16 protein-coding genes and 2 other annotated features are annotated in these 17,402 nt (G+C 49.4%); of the genes, 7 read left to right on the top strand and 9 right to left on the bottom strand.

The annotated features are described in order from the left end of the window. The first annotated feature begins 51 nt into the window (after window positions 1-51). From niaP to D1970_RS05955, 6 genes are all read left to right on the top strand, one after another. Window positions 52-1,260, top strand: coding sequence for a niacin permease NiaP (gene niaP, locus D1970_RS05930; RefSeq protein WP_119111971.1), 1,209 nt, complete (start codon window positions 52-54; stop codon window positions 1,258-1,260). A gap of 241 nt (window positions 1,261-1,501) precedes the next feature. Continuing rightward, a complete protein-coding gene (locus D1970_RS05935; RefSeq protein WP_119111972.1) occupies window positions 1,502-2,686 on the top strand; it encodes an ABC transporter substrate-binding protein in 1,185 nt (394 codons plus the stop codon). 180 nt (window positions 2,687-2,866) lie between these two features. Continuing rightward, the gene (locus tag D1970_RS05940) at window positions 2,867-3,745 is read left to right on the top strand and encodes a branched-chain amino acid ABC transporter permease (RefSeq protein WP_119111973.1); all 879 of its coding nucleotides are present in this window, start codon (window positions 2,867-2,869) and stop codon (window positions 3,743-3,745) included. A 51-nt stretch (window positions 3,746-3,796) separates the two neighbouring features. After that, a complete protein-coding gene (locus D1970_RS05945; RefSeq protein WP_374978542.1) occupies window positions 3,797-4,726 on the top strand; it encodes a branched-chain amino acid ABC transporter permease in 930 nt (309 codons plus the stop codon). Window positions 4,727-4,758: 32 nt separating this feature from the next. After that, entirely contained in the window at window positions 4,759-5,535 is a 777-nt protein-coding gene (locus D1970_RS05950; RefSeq protein WP_119111975.1) for an ABC transporter ATP-binding protein, read from the top strand. Further along, window positions 5,535-6,242 carry an ABC transporter ATP-binding protein gene (locus tag D1970_RS05955; RefSeq protein ID WP_119111976.1) on the top strand — a complete coding sequence of 236 codons (708 nt, stop codon included), beginning with the start codon at window positions 5,535-5,537 and terminating at the stop codon, window positions 6,240-6,242. The genes D1970_RS05950 and D1970_RS05955 overlap by 1 nt, the downstream gene beginning before the upstream one ends. A gap of 131 nt (window positions 6,243-6,373) precedes the next feature. Here D1970_RS05955 and trpA read toward each other — a convergent pair whose 3' ends face one another. The 9 genes from trpA to D1970_RS06005 form a co-directional block, all read right to left on the bottom strand. Continuing rightward, the gene (gene trpA / locus D1970_RS05960; RefSeq protein ID WP_119111977.1) at window positions 6,374-7,138 is read right to left on the bottom strand and encodes a tryptophan synthase subunit alpha; all 765 of its coding nucleotides are present in this window, start codon (window positions 7,136-7,138) and stop codon (window positions 6,374-6,376) included. After that, window positions 7,131-8,336: a tryptophan synthase subunit beta gene (trpB, locus tag D1970_RS05965; RefSeq protein WP_119111978.1), complete on the bottom strand. Its 1,206-nt coding sequence runs from the start codon at window positions 8,334-8,336 to the stop codon at window positions 7,131-7,133. The genes trpA and trpB overlap by 8 nt, the downstream gene beginning before the upstream one ends. After that, window positions 8,333-8,947, bottom strand: a complete 615-nt coding sequence (locus D1970_RS05970) for a phosphoribosylanthranilate isomerase (protein ID WP_119111979.1) — start codon at window positions 8,945-8,947, stop codon at window positions 8,333-8,335. The genes trpB and D1970_RS05970 overlap by 4 nt, the downstream gene beginning before the upstream one ends. Window positions 8,948-8,960: 13 nt before the next feature. Further along, window positions 8,961-9,737 carry an indole-3-glycerol phosphate synthase TrpC gene (gene trpC / locus D1970_RS05975; RefSeq protein WP_119111980.1) on the bottom strand — a complete coding sequence of 259 codons (777 nt, stop codon included), beginning with the start codon at window positions 9,735-9,737 and terminating at the stop codon, window positions 8,961-8,963. Continuing rightward, window positions 9,715-11,337 carry an anthranilate phosphoribosyltransferase gene (gene trpD, locus D1970_RS23360; RefSeq protein ID WP_119111981.1) on the bottom strand — a complete coding sequence of 541 codons (1,623 nt, stop codon included), beginning with the start codon at window positions 11,335-11,337 and terminating at the stop codon, window positions 9,715-9,717. The genes trpC and trpD overlap by 23 nt, the downstream gene beginning before the upstream one ends. Further along, window positions 11,334-12,731, bottom strand: a complete 1,398-nt coding sequence (gene trpE, locus D1970_RS05985) for an anthranilate synthase component I (RefSeq protein ID WP_119111982.1) — start codon at window positions 12,729-12,731, stop codon at window positions 11,334-11,336. The genes trpD and trpE overlap by 4 nt, the downstream gene beginning before the upstream one ends. Before the next feature lie 68 nt (window positions 12,732-12,799). Continuing rightward, window positions 12,800-13,018 (bottom strand) — a binding site (T-box leader). Between the two features lie 33 nt (window positions 13,019-13,051). Continuing rightward, window positions 13,052-13,305: a binding site (T-box leader), on the bottom strand. A 325-nt stretch (window positions 13,306-13,630) separates the two neighbouring features. Continuing rightward, window positions 13,631-15,163 (bottom strand): solute symporter family protein, encoded by a 1,533-nt coding sequence (locus D1970_RS05995; RefSeq protein ID WP_119111984.1) that lies wholly within the window; start codon window positions 15,161-15,163, stop codon window positions 13,631-13,633. Continuing rightward, window positions 15,160-15,513: a DUF485 domain-containing protein gene (locus tag D1970_RS06000; protein WP_119111985.1), complete on the bottom strand. Its 354-nt coding sequence runs from the start codon at window positions 15,511-15,513 to the stop codon at window positions 15,160-15,162. The genes D1970_RS05995 and D1970_RS06000 overlap by 4 nt, the downstream gene beginning before the upstream one ends. 214 nt (window positions 15,514-15,727) lie before the next feature. Then, a complete protein-coding gene (locus tag D1970_RS06005; protein ID WP_119111986.1) occupies window positions 15,728-16,207 on the bottom strand; it encodes a cytochrome c-type biogenesis protein in 480 nt (159 codons plus the stop codon). 189 nt (window positions 16,208-16,396) lie between these two features. Here D1970_RS06005 and D1970_RS06010 point away from each other — a divergent pair, with 189 nt between their 5' ends. Then, window positions 16,397-17,293, top strand: coding sequence for an NAD(P)/FAD-dependent oxidoreductase (locus tag D1970_RS06010; RefSeq protein WP_119111987.1), 897 nt, complete (start codon window positions 16,397-16,399; stop codon window positions 17,291-17,293). Window positions 17,294-17,402: the final 109 nt, after the last annotated feature.

The raw sequence follows: 17,402 nt of genomic DNA on the forward strand, positions 1-17,402 counted from the left end.
TCGGCAGAATATAGAATGGAAAGGCATATGCCTATAAAGGGGTTGTTAAGGATGGGAGACCAGAAAGAGATGTCCAGCCGGAAGCTGCTCGGGATTGCCGGGATGGGCTGGATGTTCGATGCGATGGATGTGGGGATGCTGTCGTTCATCATTGCGGCGCTGCAGGTGGACTGGGGGCTGTCTGTTAAGGAAATGGGCTGGATCGGGAGTGTCAATTCTATTGGCATGGCAGCGGGAGCCCTGATTTTTGGATATATGGCCGACCGGATCGGCCGGAAAAATGTTTTTATGATTACATTGCTTCTTTTTTCGATTGGAAGCGGAATTTCCGCTTTTGCCACATCGTTGGCTGCCTTCCTGCTCCTCCGCTTTTTTATCGGAATGGGCCTTGGCGGGGAACTGCCGGTGGCCTCGACGCTTGTCTCGGAAAGTGTGTCGGCCGAAAAGCGCGGCAGGACCGTTGTTCTGCTTGAAAGCTTTTGGGCATTCGGCTGGCTGCTTGCCGCAGTCATTTCCTATTTTGTCATTCCGGCATACGGATGGAAATGGGCGCTGCTGATCAGCACAATTCCGGCTTTTTACGCGATTTACTTAAGGGTCAACCTGCCGGATTCGCCAAGATTCCTGGCTAGTAAAAAGTCGGAAAGGGTATCGCTCCTTGAAGGTTTCAGACGTGTCTGGTCCGGAGAAAATGCAAAAAAAACAGCTATGCTGTGGGTTTTATGGTTTTGCGTCGTATTTTCCTACTACGGCATGTTCCTGTGGCTGCCAAGCGTAATGATCATGAAGGGATTCAGCATGATCAAAAGCTTCCAGTATGTGCTCATCATGACGCTGGCCCAGCTGCCTGGATATTTTACTGCAGCCTGGCTTATTGAAAAAGCTGGCAGGAAATTCGTCCTCGTCGTTTATTTGGCCGGGACAGCCGTGAGCGCTTACTTCTTCGGAAATGCCGAGGCACTCTGGCTGCTGATCGTTTCGGGAATTTTCCTCTCTTTCTTTAACCTGGGAGCCTGGGGAGCCCTATACGCCTATACACCTGAGCAATATTCGACAAGCATTCGCGGCACAGGCGCCGGCATGGCAGCATCATTCGGCAGGATTGGCGGTATTCTCGGTCCGTTGCTTGTTCCGTATTTGGTGGCAAACGGTGTTTCCATCTCGATGATCTTTCTGATTTTCTGTATATCTATATTGGTTGGAGCCGCGGCTGTCCTCATCTTGGGGACGGAAACAAAAAAGACAGAGCTGGCGCCATAATAGTAAAGCCCAAGCCATAACGGGAATCTCCCGAAACAGCTTGGGCTATTTTTTTTACAATATTATGTCGCAACGGCTTGTTTTATGGCTAAAAAAAACCTGTATTCCTGCCAAGATACGATAGACTCAGCGCCCCAAAGTCATGTACACTTCTGTCAGAATATTAATTTAATTTAAAAAATTATTATTCGATTTTTATTTGGACATGTAGTTAGAAGCGAAAATATGGGGGGATTTTAGCATGAAGACAAGCAAGCTTGCAGGTGTGGTTCTGTCTTTTTCTTTGATAGCAGGTGCTTTAGCTGGCTGCGGAGGGGAAAAGAGCGGCGGATCAGCAACATCAGGTAAAGGCGGAGATAGCATTACAGTCGGGGCTAACCTGGAGTTATCGGGGGGTGTCGCTTCGTATGGACAATCCATTTCAGAAGGGCTTGACCTGGCACTTTCCGAAATCAACGAAAAAGGCATTAACGGGAAAAAAATCGTTTTGAAGAAAGTGGACAATAAATCAGAGGCCGCTGAAGCGACCAGTGCCGCTATCCGGCTCGCCACACAGGATAAAGCAGTAGCGATCATTGGTGCTGCGACAAGCACGAATACGCTAGCCCAAGTACAGGTTGCACAGGATAACAAAATTCCAATCATTACCCCGACAGGGACCAACCCTGCGATTACGAATAAGGACGGAAAAGTGAATGATTATGTCTTCAGGACTTGCTTTATCGATCCTTTCCAGGGAACGGTTGCGGCCAACTTTGCTGTGGAGAAGCAAAAATCGAAAAGTGCGGCCGTTTTCATCGATAGCTCAAGCGATTATGCCAAGGGGCTAGCGGCAGCTTTTAAATCTTCCTATAAGAAAAAAGGCGGCAAAATCGTGGCAGAAGAAGCCTATGTGGCAAAGGATACTGATTTCCGGGCGACACTGACGCGGATCAAATCAAAGAATCCAGACTTCATCTTCCTTCCTGGTTACTATGAGGAAGTCGGATTGATTATCAAGCAGGCACGCGAAATTGGCCTCGATGTACCTTTTATGGGTGGGGACGGTTGGGATTCGCCGAAGCTTGTTGAAATCGCCGGGAAAGAAGCCTTGAACAATACATTTATCACAAACCACTATTCCTCCGGCGACCCGGAAGAACAAATCCAAAAGTTCGTTGAAGCTTTCAAGACAAAGTACAAAGGGAAATCACCTGATGCTTTTGCGGCCCTGGGATATGATACCGGCTACTATCTAGCTGATGCGATCAAGCGCGCGGGAGGCGCAGACCCTGAGAAAATCAAGGAGGCGCTCGCAAAGACAAAAGACCTTCAGCTTGTTTCCGGGAACCTGACACTTGATAAAAACCATGATCCTGTCAAATCAGCTGCCATACTCAAGTATGAAAACGGAGAGCAGAAATTTGAGACGAAGGTGAATCCATAACAGGCTGGAGTAGGGGGGCTCGGTCCCCCTATTTGTCCTTGATTACATGGAAATCATAAAAATTCCTGAATCGTAATGAGTATCCGGCTCTGAGCGTCATCGACTAATGGACTTTGTTAGACGGGCGCTTACGCTTTTGTCCTGAACTAATAAAAACAGTATTTCCAAGGGGAGTTCAATATGGAACTTGTACAGCAGTTAGTGAACGGAATATCGCTGGGGAGCATTTATGCCCTGATTGCACTAGGTTATACGATGGTGTACGGAATTGTTAAGCTGATCAATTTCGCCCACGGTGACGTTTTTATGGTCGGTTCGTTTATGGGCTTTTACTCGATCACGATCCTTGATCTCTCGTTTTTCCCCGCGCTTGTTTTGACAATGGCCGCCTGTGCCTTGTTCGGAGTAGCGATTGAACGGATAGCCTACAAGCCGCTTCGCAACGCAACACGGATTGCAGCGCTGATTACCGCAATCGGTGTCTCGCTTTTGATTGAATATGGCGTCATCTACTTCCGCGGTGCCCAGCCTGAAGCCTATCCGGGAGATGTCCTGCCAAAGGAAACCATTAGTTTGTTCGGCCTGTCTGTCAGCAGCCAATCGATCTTCATTCTTGGCGTTTCTGTTGCCCTTATGATTCTTCTTCAATTCATTGTCCATAAAACCAAGATTGGAAAAGCGATGCGCGCAGTGTCACACGATGCGGATGCGGCAAGGCTGATGGGCATCAATGTGAACAACACCATCTCCGCCACTTTTGCGATCGGCTCTGCACTTGCTGGTGCTGCCGGCGTCATCTTCGGAACCTACTATATCAAGATTGAACCGCTCATGGGCATTATCCCAGGGCTGAAGGCATTCGTGGCTGCTGTGCTCGGCGGAATCGGCATTATTCCCGGGGCAATGGTCGGAGGGCTCCTTCTCGGAGTCATCGAGGCCTTAGTCAGCGCGCTTGGTTACTCATTATGGAGGGATGGCGCGGCATTCGTTGTCCTGATCCTGATCCTCATTTTCCTGCCTTCCGGGCTGTTCGGCAAAAATGTACGGGAAAAAGTATAGGGGGGCAGGAATGTGAAAATTCTTAAACAGGGAAAAACGTTCTGGCTCTTTATTTTACTCGGCGCTGTTGTCTTCGGGACCGTCCAGTTCATGATTGCTGGCGGCATGCTCAACCAGTTTTACCTGAACACTCTCTTTTCAATCGCCATTTATACCATTCTTGCCGTAAGCCTGCACTTGATCATTGGCATCACCGGCCAGTTCTCGATCGGCCATGCAGGATTTCTTGCAGTCGGAGCGTACGCCTCGGCGATCATGACAATGAAGCTAGGGCTTCCGTTTGTTGTGGCGCTCGTTGCGGGCGGGCTTGCGGCGGCTGTTGCGGGCCTTCTTATCGGGATCCCGAGCCTGCGCCTCAAAGGAGATTATCTGGCCATCGCAACACTGGGATTTGGGGAAATTGTTCGGATTATCCTGCTCAATATGGATTATGTGGGCGGCGCGAGTGGTCTGCAGGTATCTCATCTGACAACATGGCCATGGACATTTGCATGTGTCATCTTGACGATTGTTGTGATTGCTAATTTTACGAATTCCACGCATGGACGGGCCTGCATCTCGATCAGGGAAGACGAGACGGCAGCAGATGCGATGGGCATCAACACGACTTTTTACAAGGTGACGGCATTTGCGATCGGCGCCTTTTTTGCCGGCATTGCGGGGGCGCTCTTTGCCCATAATTTTTACATCATCCAGCCGTCTAACTTCGGCTTCTTAAAATCGTTCGATATCTTAATTTTCGTTGTGTTAGGCGGGCTTGGCAGCCTGTCTGGAGCTGTAATTGCGGCCATTCTCCTGACGATTGTCTCCACCTTCCTGCAGGAATATCCGGAAACAAGGATGATCATCTATAGCCTTGTGCTGATCCTGACCATGCTGTACCGCCCGCAGGGACTGATGGGCACGAGAGAAATCGGTTCACTTTTTAAAAGGAAAGGATCAGGGGGAGGAAGCGTGGATGCGAAGCAAAGAGCTCTGTAGGAGAAGTGGAAAAAGGGAAGGAGGAGTGGCGGATGGAGCAGCAACCGTTACTAAAAGTAGATAACGCCGGTATCCGTTTTGGCGGCCTGCGGGCGGTGGCAGATGTGGAAATGGAGCTGCATGCTGGCGAGCTTGTCGGTCTCATCGGCCCGAATGGTGCGGGCAAAACTACGTTTTTTAACCTTTTGACTGGTGTTTATGTACCGACAGAAGGAAGCATCTTCTTTAATGGCGAGAAGCTGAACAAGCTTCCTCCTTACAAGATTACAAGGAGAGGTGTAAGCCGGACCTTCCAGAATATCCGCCTGTTTGGAGAGCTTTCGGTGATTGACAACGTCAAGGTGGCTTACCACTCGCAGGCGAAGCATTCAATCGCTAGCTCCATTTTCCGCATGCCGGGGCACTTTAGCGGGGAAAAAGAAATGGATCACAAGGCGTTGGATTTTTTAAAAATATTCGCCCTTGAATCATTTAAGGATGAAAAAGCGAAGAACCTTCCTTACGGGCAGCAGCGAAGGCTCGAGATTGCCCGCGCACTTGCTGCGAACCCCAAGCTGCTTCTTCTCGATGAACCGGCGGCCGGAATGAATCCCCAGGAGACCAGGGACTTGATGAAGCTGATTTCGTTGATACGAGAGCGGTTCGATTTGACGGTCTTGCTGATCGAGCATGACATGCCTCTTGTGATGGGTGTTTGCGAGCGGATTTATGTTCTCGACCACGGACAGATGATTGCCCAGGGAACACCTGATGAAATCAGGAATAATCCGAAGGTAATCGAAGCATACCTTGGCGAGGAGGTTTCATGATGCTCAGAGTGGAAGAAATAAATGTATATTACGGGAATATCCAGGCGCTGAAAGACGTTTCGCTTGAAATCAACCAAGGGGAGATCGTGACTCTCATCGGGGCGAATGGCGCCGGCAAGAGCACGCTGCTCAAGACGATATCCGGCCTCCTGAAGCCAAAGCAGGGGCAGGTCATTTATGAGGGACGGAATATTGCCGGGAAGGCGGCACAGGCGATCGTGAAGATGGGCATCTCTCATGTGCCAGAAGGCCGGCGCGTGTTCGCCAATATGACGGTTGAAGAAAATCTCGACCTTGGAGCCTATTTGCGTAAGGATAAGGCGGGTATTCGGGAAGATGCTGAAAAAGTGTACGGATTGTTCCCGCGTCTTCTGGAACGCCGAAAACAGCACTCCGGCACGCTTTCAGGCGGCGAGCAGCAAATGCTCGCGATGGGACGTGCACTCATGGCGCGCCCGCGCCTGCTCGTCCTCGATGAGCCGTCCATGGGACTCGCTCCGCTCTTGGTAAAAACGATTTTTCGGATCATTGAGGAAATCAATGCGGCAGGGACGACCATCCTGCTGGTCGAGCAAAATGCCCATATGGCGCTTTCCATCGCCAGCAGGGCCTACGTCCTCGAAACCGGTCGCGTCGTGCTCTCCGGTACCCCTGATGAGCTCAATGCAAGCGAAAAAGTGAAGATGGCTTACCTTGGCGGGCACTAAATAGTACCGCTCCCGATGGGGGCGGTTTTTTGAGAAAAAGTGTCTGGAATGACGTTCTCAGGAAAATAAATCTGAGAAATAGGAAAATAAGCTGTCCGCCCACTTTCCCGTCCAGGCCCCTCAGAAAAATGTCACGGCATCAGCTCTTTTATTTCCTCCTGCCGCCCTTCGTGGAACAGTTCGACAATCTTACTGCCGACGATCACGCCGTCACAGTACCGGCTTAGTTCTGCCGCCTGATCTCTTGAAGAAATACCAAACCCGGCCAGGACAGGGATGGGACTTTTTGATTTGATTTTTTCCAGATTCGATGCAATACCACCCTCATATCCCGACCGGGAGCCTGTGATTCCGTTCACCGTAACAGCGTATATAAAACCTTCCGCATCGTCTATGATCTTGGCGATTCTTTCCTCGGTACTGGTGAGCGATACCAGGCGGATCAATGCGAGATCCCTCTTTTTCAGCTCCAACCCGATTTCTTCTTCCTCTTCAATCGGCAAATCAGGGACGATTACGCCTGAAACTCCTGCCGCCAAACACTCTTCCGCGAATGCTGCTGCACCGTATTGAAACACCGGGTTCAAATACGTCATCAAAATCATCGGAATCTGAAAAGCCTCTCTATTAACAATCAAAAACTCCAGCACATTCCTCAGCGTAACACCTTCCCTGAGTGCGCGCTTTCCCGCTTCTTGAATGACTGGTCCATCCGCAACCGGATCCGAGAAGGGGATTCCGATTTCAGCAGCTGTGGCGCCTATGCTCTGCAAGAACAGCAGCCTCTCCTTTAATGTAGTAAGCCCGCCGTCGCCAGCCATTATATAAGGGACAAACGCTTTTTCATTTTTGGACGCCGCCGATTGAAGCGCTTCTGCCAGTTTGAATTTACTCACTTTTTCCGCCTCCTAATCTCGCAAAAATGGTTTCCACATCTTTATCGCCCCTGCCGGATAAGCAGACTGCAATACATTCGTCTTTGCCCATCGTTTTCGCGAGTTTTGCTGCATAGGCAATCGCATGGGAGCTTTCGAGCGCTGGCAGGATGCCCTCAGTTCGGGTTAATAAGGAAAACCCTTCTAGTGCTTCCTCATCCGTCACCGCTGTATATTCCACGCGGCCAATTTCTTTCAATAAGCTGTGCTCGGGCCCTACACCTGGATAATCAAGTCCTGCCGAGATGGAGTGTGCTTCCTGGATCTGACCAGCCTCATCTTGGAGGAGGTACATTTTGCTGCCATGGAGAACGCCAATTTTACCTTCTGTGAGCGATGCTGCATGCTTTTCTGTATCTATGCCGCTCCCGGCTGCTTCCACTCCGAAAAGCTTCACTTCCGTATCATCAATGAACGGATAAAACATGCCCATCGCATTGCTTCCGCCGCCGATGCAGGCAACGATTGCTTCCGGAAGCCGGCCTTCTTTTTTCAGCATTTGCCCTTTCGTTTCAAGGCCGATGACACTTTGGAAATCACGGACCATCTGCGGAAAAGGATGGGGGCCAAGCACGGATCCCATAATATAATGAGTGTTCTCAACGTTAGCCACCCAGTAACGCAATGCTTCATTAACCGCGTCTTTCAATGTGCTGCTGCCTTGATTGACACTGACGACTTTTGCCCCGAGGAGCTCCATGCGGTAAACATTTAATCTTTGCCGGCGAATGTCCTCGGCTCCCATGAAAATTACGCATTCCAAATTCAGCAGCGCGCAGACGGTCGCGGTAGCGACACCGTGCTGGCCGGCCCCCGTCTCTGCCACGACTTTCTTTTTCCCCATACGGACGGCGAGCAGCGCCTGCCCAATCGTGTTGTTGATTTTATGGGCCCCCGTATGGTTCAGGTCCTCGCGTTTTAAATAAATTTTCGCCCCACCCAGTTTCTCTGTTAAGTTACGGGCAAAATAAAGCGGGTTTTCCCGGCCGACATAATCAGTTAAATAGCTTTTCAATTCCTTCAAAAATGCAGGATCCTGCATCGCTTCCACATACGCTTCTTCCAATTGGAAAACAGCATTCATCAGTGTCTCGGGTACGTATCTTCCTCCAAAAATCCCGAAATGTCCGCGTTCATCTGGCTGGGTATATATTGTCATAGCTTTATAGCTCCTTTCGCCGCTGAAATAAACTCATTCATTTTTTGCTGATCTTTTACACCATCGCTCTCTACACCGCTTGAAACATCCACCATAAAGGGGCGGACAATCGTAACCGCCGCTTTTACATTTCCGTGATGGAGGCCGCCGGCCAAAATCAGCCGGGAACGGTCAAAATTTTCGTCCTGCAGCAAGTGCCAGTCAAATGCAGTCCCATTCCCGCCTCGATGAGCGCCAGCCGGGCTATCTAGCAGAAGATAATCTGCTGGATAGGCGAGCATCCCGTTTACGGACATTCCTTTTTGAAAACTGAAAGCTTTGATTACCGGCAGTTTAATCTTCCGGGCCAGCTCAGGCGGTTCCTCGCCGTGGAGCTGGATCATATCGAGAGAAGCCTGTTCTGCGGTCCTCATGATATTTTCATAGCTTTCGTTCACGAATACGCCGACCTTCACTGGATCCTCATTCACCATCGCCGAGATGGCAGCAGCCTGTTCGACCGTCACTTTCCGCCTGCTTTCGGCAAAAACAAATCCAATTGCGTCCGCCCCAATCTCTTTCGCATGCCTTGCTGTACCGATATCCGTGATGCCGCATATTTTCACTTTCACTTAGTCAGACACCTCACAGGCTGATTTTTAACCCCATCATTATCCGGGAAATATTCTCACTTTTCATCAATGCTTCACCAACTAAAATCCCTCTTGCCCCAGCCTGTTTGACGCGCTCCACATCAGAAGCTGTTTGAAAACCGCTTTCCGAGATGAAGATTTTCCCGGGATGGTCGTACTTGTTCAATAAGCGTTCAGTCACACCAAGGTCGACCACGAAGCTTTTTAAATCCCGGTTATTAATGCCAATCACATCTGCATCCACTGAGAGCGCCATTTCCATTTCCGGCTCGTTATGGACTTCAAGCAGCACATCTAGTTCTTTTTCCTTTGCATAGCTGTAAAGCGTGCCGAGTCTGTCAGTGCAAAGGGCCGCAGCGATGAGCAAAATCACATCCGCTCCAGCTGCCAGTGCCCGGTCAATTTGTATTTCATCAATGATAAAGTCCTTGCACAGCACTGGCACATCCACTGCCTGGCGCACCAGTTGCAAATCCGCCATGCTTCCCTTGAAAAAGGGGGTATCAGTTAAGACGGAAATGGCATCCGCGCCGTACTCTTCATACCGCTTTGCCTGCAGGGTTGGATCCACTGTAAAATTAATCTCTCCTTTGGAAGGGGAGGCCCTCTTGATTTCCGCAATGACATTCATTTTTTCAGAATGATAGAAGCGGTCATACAAGGATGTTTTTGGTGATTTCGCTGCTGCGGCCGGATGGAATGTTTGTTTTAGCATGCTGATTTCCTTTTCTTTTTCCGCTAAAATTTTATCCAAGATTGTTGTTTCCATACTGCGACCTCCGTTTCCTCGAATAATCTATCAAGTAATGAAGCTTCGAAAGAGCCGATCCGGAATCGATACTTTCCCTCGCAAGCTGTATCCCTTTTTGAATGGTCCTTGCCTTGCCTGAGGCAAACAAACCGATTCCTGCATTTAAAAGCACTGTGTCACGGTGTGCGCCTTTTTCCCCTTCTAGTATTCTCTTTAAAATATCCGCATTTTCTTTCGCTTCTCCGCCGCGAATGTCTTCCAGGCTATATACGGGGAGATCGACTTCTTCAGGGGTAACAGTCATTTTCTTTTGCAGGCCTTCTTCAAGCAAAATCAAATGATTTTCTCCGGCCAGGGAGGCTTCATCCATAAAACCGGCTCCGTTTATAACAACGGCCCGCTTTCTGCCAAGGCGATGGAGGACACAAGCCATACTCTCGAGCATGTCGCGGCGGTAAATGCCTAAAAGCTGCGTATCAAGCTCGATGGGATTGGTGAGCGGTCCAATCAAGTTAAAAATGGTTGGAATTTTTAAATCGCGGCGTACTTTCATAATCCGTTTGATCCTCGGATGGACGCTCGGAGCAAACAGAAAAGCAATGCCGTTTTCCTCGAGAAGTTCATCTGTTTCGCCTTCAAGATAATCGAGTGATATTCCTAAATGTTCGAGTACATCCGCGCTGCCTGTTTTACTCGAAACGCTGCGGTTGCCGTGTTTGGCAATCTTCGTTCCGGCACCTGCGAGCACAAAAGCGGCGGTCGTACTGATGTTGAAGCTTTGCGAGCCGTCTCCTCCTGTTCCGCAGTTATCCATCACGCCGGTATGCTGCCTGCCAGTTGTGAGTGCATTTTGGCGAAGCACATTGACGAGGGAAGCTATTTCATCCACTGTTTCCCCTTTTGCTTTCAGGGCAACAAGGAAAGCGGCAATTTCACTATCCGTCGCGTCTTCCTGCAGCATTTCTTCAACGGCTTCAGCCATTTCTGCTGCGGCAAGCGCCTGGTGTCCGGCAAGCTTTATCAAATAATTTTTCATATTCTTCTCCTTTCGGCATTGGCGGAAAAATTGCCTGATGATGTCGGTTCCAGCTTTTGTCCCGATGGATTCGGGGTGGAACTGCAGCCCGTACACTGGATACTCACGGTGGCGGATCGCCATGATTTCGCCATCATCGAGAGAGCGTGCGAGTATTTCCAGCTTTTGCGGCAGTGTCTCTTCGTCGACTGAGAGCGAATGATACCGCATGGCCGGGAAAGGGCTGGCGAGCGTTTGGAAAAGTTCTTTTTCTTCGTGGGAGAGAAGTGAAATTTTTCCGTGCTTGATCTTTTTTGCCGGCCTGATTTTTGCCCCGAAGGCAGCGGCGAGCACCTGGTGTCCCTGGCAAATGCCGAGGAGGGGGATACGGTGGTAAAAACTGCGGACAATCTCAAAGCAAATGCCCGCTTCCTCTGGTGCTCCAGGCCCTGGCGACAGCACGATAGCTTCTGGTTCCAGCGCTTCAATTTCTTCGATTGTAAGTTCATCATTACGGATGACACGAACGTTTTTGCCGAGCGATCCGATTTGCTGATACAGGTTATACGTGAAAGAGTCATAATTATCGATGAGCAAAATCATCCTTTCACCTCCAGCAGGGCGTTTGCCTTATGCATCGTTTCTTCATATTCTTTTTCCGGAATGGAATCGTACACAATTCCGGCACCGGCCTGGACAAAGGCCTGACCTTCTTTCACAATCATTGTCCTGATCGCGAGCGCGAAGTCCAGGTTTCCGTTACATGAAAGGTAGCCGACAGCGCCGGCATACAATCCCCGTTTCACACGTTCCAATTCATTGATGATCTGCATGGCGCGGATTTTCGGTGCGCCCGATACTGTTCCGGCGGGCAGGCAAAATGATAAGGCATCAAGCGGGTCGATTTCTGTTCTTAACGCTCCGCTCACTTCGGACACAAGGTGTATGACTGTTTCATATTTTTTAATATTCCGATACTTCGTCACGGAAACACTTCCTGTTTCACATACACGGCCAAGGTCATTACGGCTTAAATCGACAAGCATGCGATGTTCGGCGTTTTCTTTTTCATCATGCAGCAGTTCTTGCTGAAGGGCTTCATCCTCCTGATCATCACTGCCGCGGCGGCGGGTGCCGGCAATCGGGTTGGCGGTCACGTTCCGGCCGCTGACTTTAATCAGGCTTTCGGGGGAAGCGCCTAGCACTGTATAATCCTTGAAGTCTAAAAAATACATATACGGTGATGGATTGGATGTCCGAATGCGCCGATACAATGAAAATGGACTTCCGCTAAAAGCCGCTTTCAACCGTTGCGAAAGTACCACTTGAAAAATGTTGCCGCGCACAATGTGGTCTTTCGCTGCTTCCACCATGCGGCAGAATTGTGCCTGATCGACATTGCCGGTGAAAAGGAGGGTCTCCAGTGACTCCGGCGTGCGCGGGGGAGAGGAGAGCGTTATATTTTCCTCTAACTTGAGAAGGGCATCGTCCATTTCCTCTGCCGTCCTGTCACCAAATAAATCCACAGCAGCAAGTGTGATTCTTTGCAGCAGGTGATCGTACACAATGAAGGTGTCATAAAACATGAAATGGACATCGGGCATTTCCAGCTCATCTTCAAGCGAGTCGCCAATCTTTTCATCCAGAAACATGACATCATAGCCGATGTAGCCAACGCCGCCCCCGAAGAAAGGGAAGGGCTGCTCCTCACCTTGCCTTTGGGGAATGAGACCCTTTAGTAGCAAAAGGCTGTGGCCGCCGAGCGTTTCTCTTTTGCCGGTCCGATGGTTCATTCGCTCCGCTGCGAGTCCCGTTGCTTTATACTCTTCAACAGGATTGGCACCAAGGAAAGAATAGCGGCCGCTTTGTTTGTGTTTATAAGAGCTTTCCAACAGAAACTTCTTTTCACCCGTAAGCTGATGGAAAAGCGCAATCGGGGTCAGCGTATCTCCCTCTATTTCTTTTACTTTGAAGGCGATTTTTCGTTCGGTTGTCATGCCTTTCACCTCTTTTAGCTTTTTTTAATAAAAAAATCCCCCGCGGGCGATGAAATCGTTCATCGCTCGCGGAGGACGGTTATAACCGCGGTGCCACCTCGCATTGAAGCTGTAAAAGCTTCCTCTTTTTCCCGGAATGCCGGGCCCTGATAACGGCGGGGGCCGGGCAGCCATTTCCTGCTGCCGCTCCTGAGTCCATTCAGCTTGCGGTGCTGCACCGGCTCTCACCAATCCCGGCTCTCTGTAGCTCACGCTGCAAGCTTACTCTTCTCAGTCATTGATTTTTCTATATGGGTAAAAAACACAAAAAGGCCCCTGTCGCAAAGGACGGGGAGCCGTGGTACCACCTTTATTGACTGCAGCAAGCTGCAATCCACTCTGAGGGCATCGAAGCTTGAAGCTTTTAATGCCTGCCTCATGTAACGATAAGGCGGTTCGCCGCAGCCTACTGCCTAAAAAGGGTTCGGTGCGGAAGCTCGGAAGGCCATTCACTAAAATGTCTGTGCTGATTCTCACCAACCATCAGCTCTCTGAAACATCCACAATAGCTACTCTTCTTCGTCATCGCTTGCATATAAGACGTTCCGTTTGTTGTTAATCATGTTAATTCATTCTTATTTGGATTGTCAACAGTTAATCAGAATATTCTTTTTACTGATAGGCAATATTGACTTTTGTTTTTCGGCGCATGGTAAGGCTGGATGGTGTATACACGATGATCATTGTTAGGTAATACATTTTATGTTTTTGAAAACTTCCCAGTGTCTAAAATTATCATTATGTTAACGATTACCTAAAAAGCCCATTATTTTTTAAATAATGGGCTTTGGATTTAAGTTGTATAAATCCATTTTTCAACCGGCTGTCTGTACTAATACAGGCAGCCGGTTTCTGTATGTTTATCTCTGAATTCCAGTATTCGCCTTGACGAGGATTTCATCAAATTTCTTGGCGTCAGCTTTTTTGCTTGAAAGGACGGTGCCGAGGTAGGCGCCGAGAAACCCTAGCGGGATCGAGACAATCCCAGGGTTTGTCAGGCTGAACAGCGGTTTGCCGACAAGGATGGCAACGCCAGCTTCAGGTGACCACACATTCGGGCTGATGGCGACAAGGATGAGTGAGCTGGCGAGCCCGACAATCATGCCGGTGACGGCGCCAGCAGTGTTAAACCGCTTCCAGAAAATCGTGAACAGAAGCACCGGTAAATTGGCGCTCGCGGCGACCGCAAAGGCAAGCGCCACTAGGAACGCGACGTTCATTTTTTGGGCGAACAATGCAAGGATGATCGACAGCACCGCAACGCCGACTGATGCAAACTTCGCGGCCACCATTTGTTCCTTTTCCGTTGCCTGGCCACGGCGGACAATATGGCTGTAGAAGTCGTGGGCGAAAGCGGATGCAGCCGAGAGCACGAGGCCGGCAACAACGGCGAGAATGGTTGCGAACGCTACTGCGGACACAAATGCAAACAGGAAATCGCCCCCGAGCGCCTGGGCAAGCAGCGGTGCGGCCATATTTCCGGCAGCGTTGGCGGCAACAATTTTGTCATAGCCGACGAACGCTGCTGCACCGAAGCCAAGGAAAATCGTCATGACGTAAAACGCGCCGATGATCCATGTCGCATACACAACCGACTTCCGCGCGGTGATGGCATCTTTTACGGTAAAGAAGCGGATCAGGATATGCGGCAGGCCTGCCGTTCCGAGGACAAGCGCCAGGTTAAGGGAGATGGTATCCAATGGATTCTTGAACTTGTTCCCAGGGTTCAGGAAGCCTTCGCCAAGCGGCGTAGCCGATTTCATTTCAGTGAACATTTTCATGACGCTGAAATCGAACTTGGCAAAAACAATCAGGGAAATGATCAATGTGCCAAACATCAGCAAGACGGCTTTGACGATCTGCACCCAGCTTGTTGCGGTCATGCCGCCAAAAACGACGTAGACGGTCATCAGCGTGCCGACAATGAGCACCGCGTATACATAATCAATTCCGAGCAGCAGCTTGATCAGCGCCCCAGCCCCGACGAGCTGGGCAATCATATAAAAAATCGAGATGGAAATCGTGTTCAGCGCGGCGACACCGCGGACTGTTTTGTTATTAAAGCGGGCGGCGATCATATCAGCCATTGTATATTTGCCGAGGTTTCGCAGCGGCTCAGCCACAAGGTAGAGCACAACGAGATAAGCAACGAGGAAGCCGATGCTGTAAAAAAATCCGTCAAAGCCGGACAGCGCAATCATCCCGGCGATTCCAAGGAAGGAGGCGGCGGACATATAGTCCCCGGCAATCGCCAAACCGTTCTGGAAACCGGTCAGACTGCTGTCGGCCGTGTAAAAATCGCTTGTCGTCTTTGTCTTTTTTGAAGCAAAATACGTGATGACAAGTGTAAGGCCCACAATGGCGAGAAAGAGAGTGAATGCCAACGTATTCATGAGGATTCCTCCCTGCCATGTTCGCGCTTGATTTCGTCCACCATTTCATCGAACCGGGCGGCGCGCTTCGTATAAAGGATGCATAGTGTCCACGTCATGACAAACTGTGCAGCTGCGAACACCCACGCCCAGGTGATGGAGCCGGCTGCAGGCTTGTTCAGAAAGCTTGTGTAGGCGGTTAAGATTGGAAGTGTGAAATAAAATGCGAGAAAAAATAAAGATAAAGGCAGGATGAACTTTCTTTTTTCCATAAGAAGCTGTTGAAAGGCAGGGGATTGGACGACTTTTGTATAGTCTAGTGGAGTTTCGGTTGACTGTGATTTTTCAACTGCTGTTTGGTTTAATGCCAAGGGCTTTTCCCTCCTCAAAATAGTTTAACGCCTAAAGTTCGGCCCCCCTTTAGGTCAAGGATACAAAGTTTATTATATATTTATCTGAAAAATATGTAAATTCAGTATTATATATATTTATGGTTTTTATTTCGACAAATTTCATCACCAGGACAGCCTGAAAAAGGTCTAGCACATAAAAAAAAGAGCCTCTTGGCTCTTTGGATGTTGGCTGTCAAAGATATTTTTTACGTTCATTTTCAATCATGGATGAAAGAATCTCGGCATCTGCACTTTCTGTAACAGTAACCAAGGGAGAAGGTGTGGGAACCTTTTTGCTGACCCATTTTTTCAGGCTGAAATAAATCACTCCGCCTGCCAGCATCAAAATGAGGAAAGGCGTGTACCAAAGCGTCATATTGAATCCTTTTTTTGGGGGCGCCTGCAGTGCCTGGTCGCCAAGGTTTTTCACATAGTAATCAAGCACTTCATCCTTCGACATGCCTTTGTTCATCATCTCGGCGATTTCATCATAGTACAGCTTTTTAACGGAACAATTGCTCACATCATGGGTTCCGTGGCCTTCCATTGAAAGCATGCCCACAACCTCCTGAAAATCAGGCCTGCTGTAGTCAAATTCTTTTTCAGCGGCAAAAGTGGTAGAGGCACCAAAGAGAACGAGTACGGCAATCATTATATTCGAAAGGAATTTCATGTTTAACCCTCCTGATCCAACCTTTACTATATTATACCGCGGCATGTCTGGACGAAATGTTAGTAATTGTATGTCAATGTGGATGGGTGTTTTCCCCTATTGATGTGGAGTAGTCCTTCTGCAGTATTACTCTACCTGACAAAGGGAACTATCTAACATAGACAGTTTTTTTAAAGGAGGCTGAAAAGTTTGAAGTATGACTGTATTATTATTGGCGGCGGCATTGCTGGCCTTCAAGGGGCGATTCAGCTTGGCCGTTATAAATATAAAGTGCTGGTGATTGACAGTAATGAAGGAAGGTCAACGATTTGCCGGAGCTACCATAATGTCCTCGGGTATCCGGATGGGGTGAGCGGTCCGGAGCTTCGCAGCCTTGGGAGGGAGCAGGCAGAAAGTCTTGGTGTGGAGTTTGTGGAAGACAGTGCGAAGGAAGCTTCTAAAACGGCGGATGGCTTTGTCATTGAGACTAAGAACGGAAAAAGCTATGAGGGGCGTAGATTGCTTTTTGCAACAGGTGTCATGGATCGAATTCCCCCGTGGCCCGCGTTAAGCCCGTGCCTCGGCATCAGCGTGTATGTGTGCCCCGACTGCGATGGATACGAGATCTCAGACAAGCGGACCATTGTGCTTGGTTCAGGGAATCCCGGGGCGAATATGGCGAGGATCCTTCACTATTGGTCAAAGGATATTGTTTATATCAACCATGAACGGACCGAGGTTGATGCTGCCGTGCTGCAGCGGCTGAAGGAAAAAGGGATTACGTATATCAATCAGCCTGTCGGCAAAATCCTCGCCGACGGTCCGGAGTTTCGTGGCGTTGAGCTTGAGGGCGGGGAGAAAGTGGAAGCGGAACGGGGATTTGTCGCTTTCGGAGGCAATGAAGTTAAATCGCAGCTCGCAGCGCAGCTGGGCGTCGATCTCCACCATAATAAGCATATCCTTGTTGACCCGAGGACAAAGATGACAAATGTTGAGCATGTATGGGCAGCAGGTGATATCGTGGCCCACTCCGAGCAAGTGACAATCGCCATGGGCGACGGTTCCCAGGCCGGCATCTGGATCCATAAAACCCTTGTGGAGGAATAAATCGTGACTCGGATACGGAATGAAAAAAAGCGGCCTGTGGGGCCGCTTTTTGAGTCATTTTAATGGTGAGGCTGACAAAAAGGAAAGAGGAGTGGCAGAGTTTTAATAT

It is taken from the genome of Mesobacillus zeae (assembly GCF_003570705.1).
Lineage (GTDB): Bacteria > Bacillota > Bacilli > Bacillales > Cytobacillaceae > Mesobacillus_C > Mesobacillus_C zeae.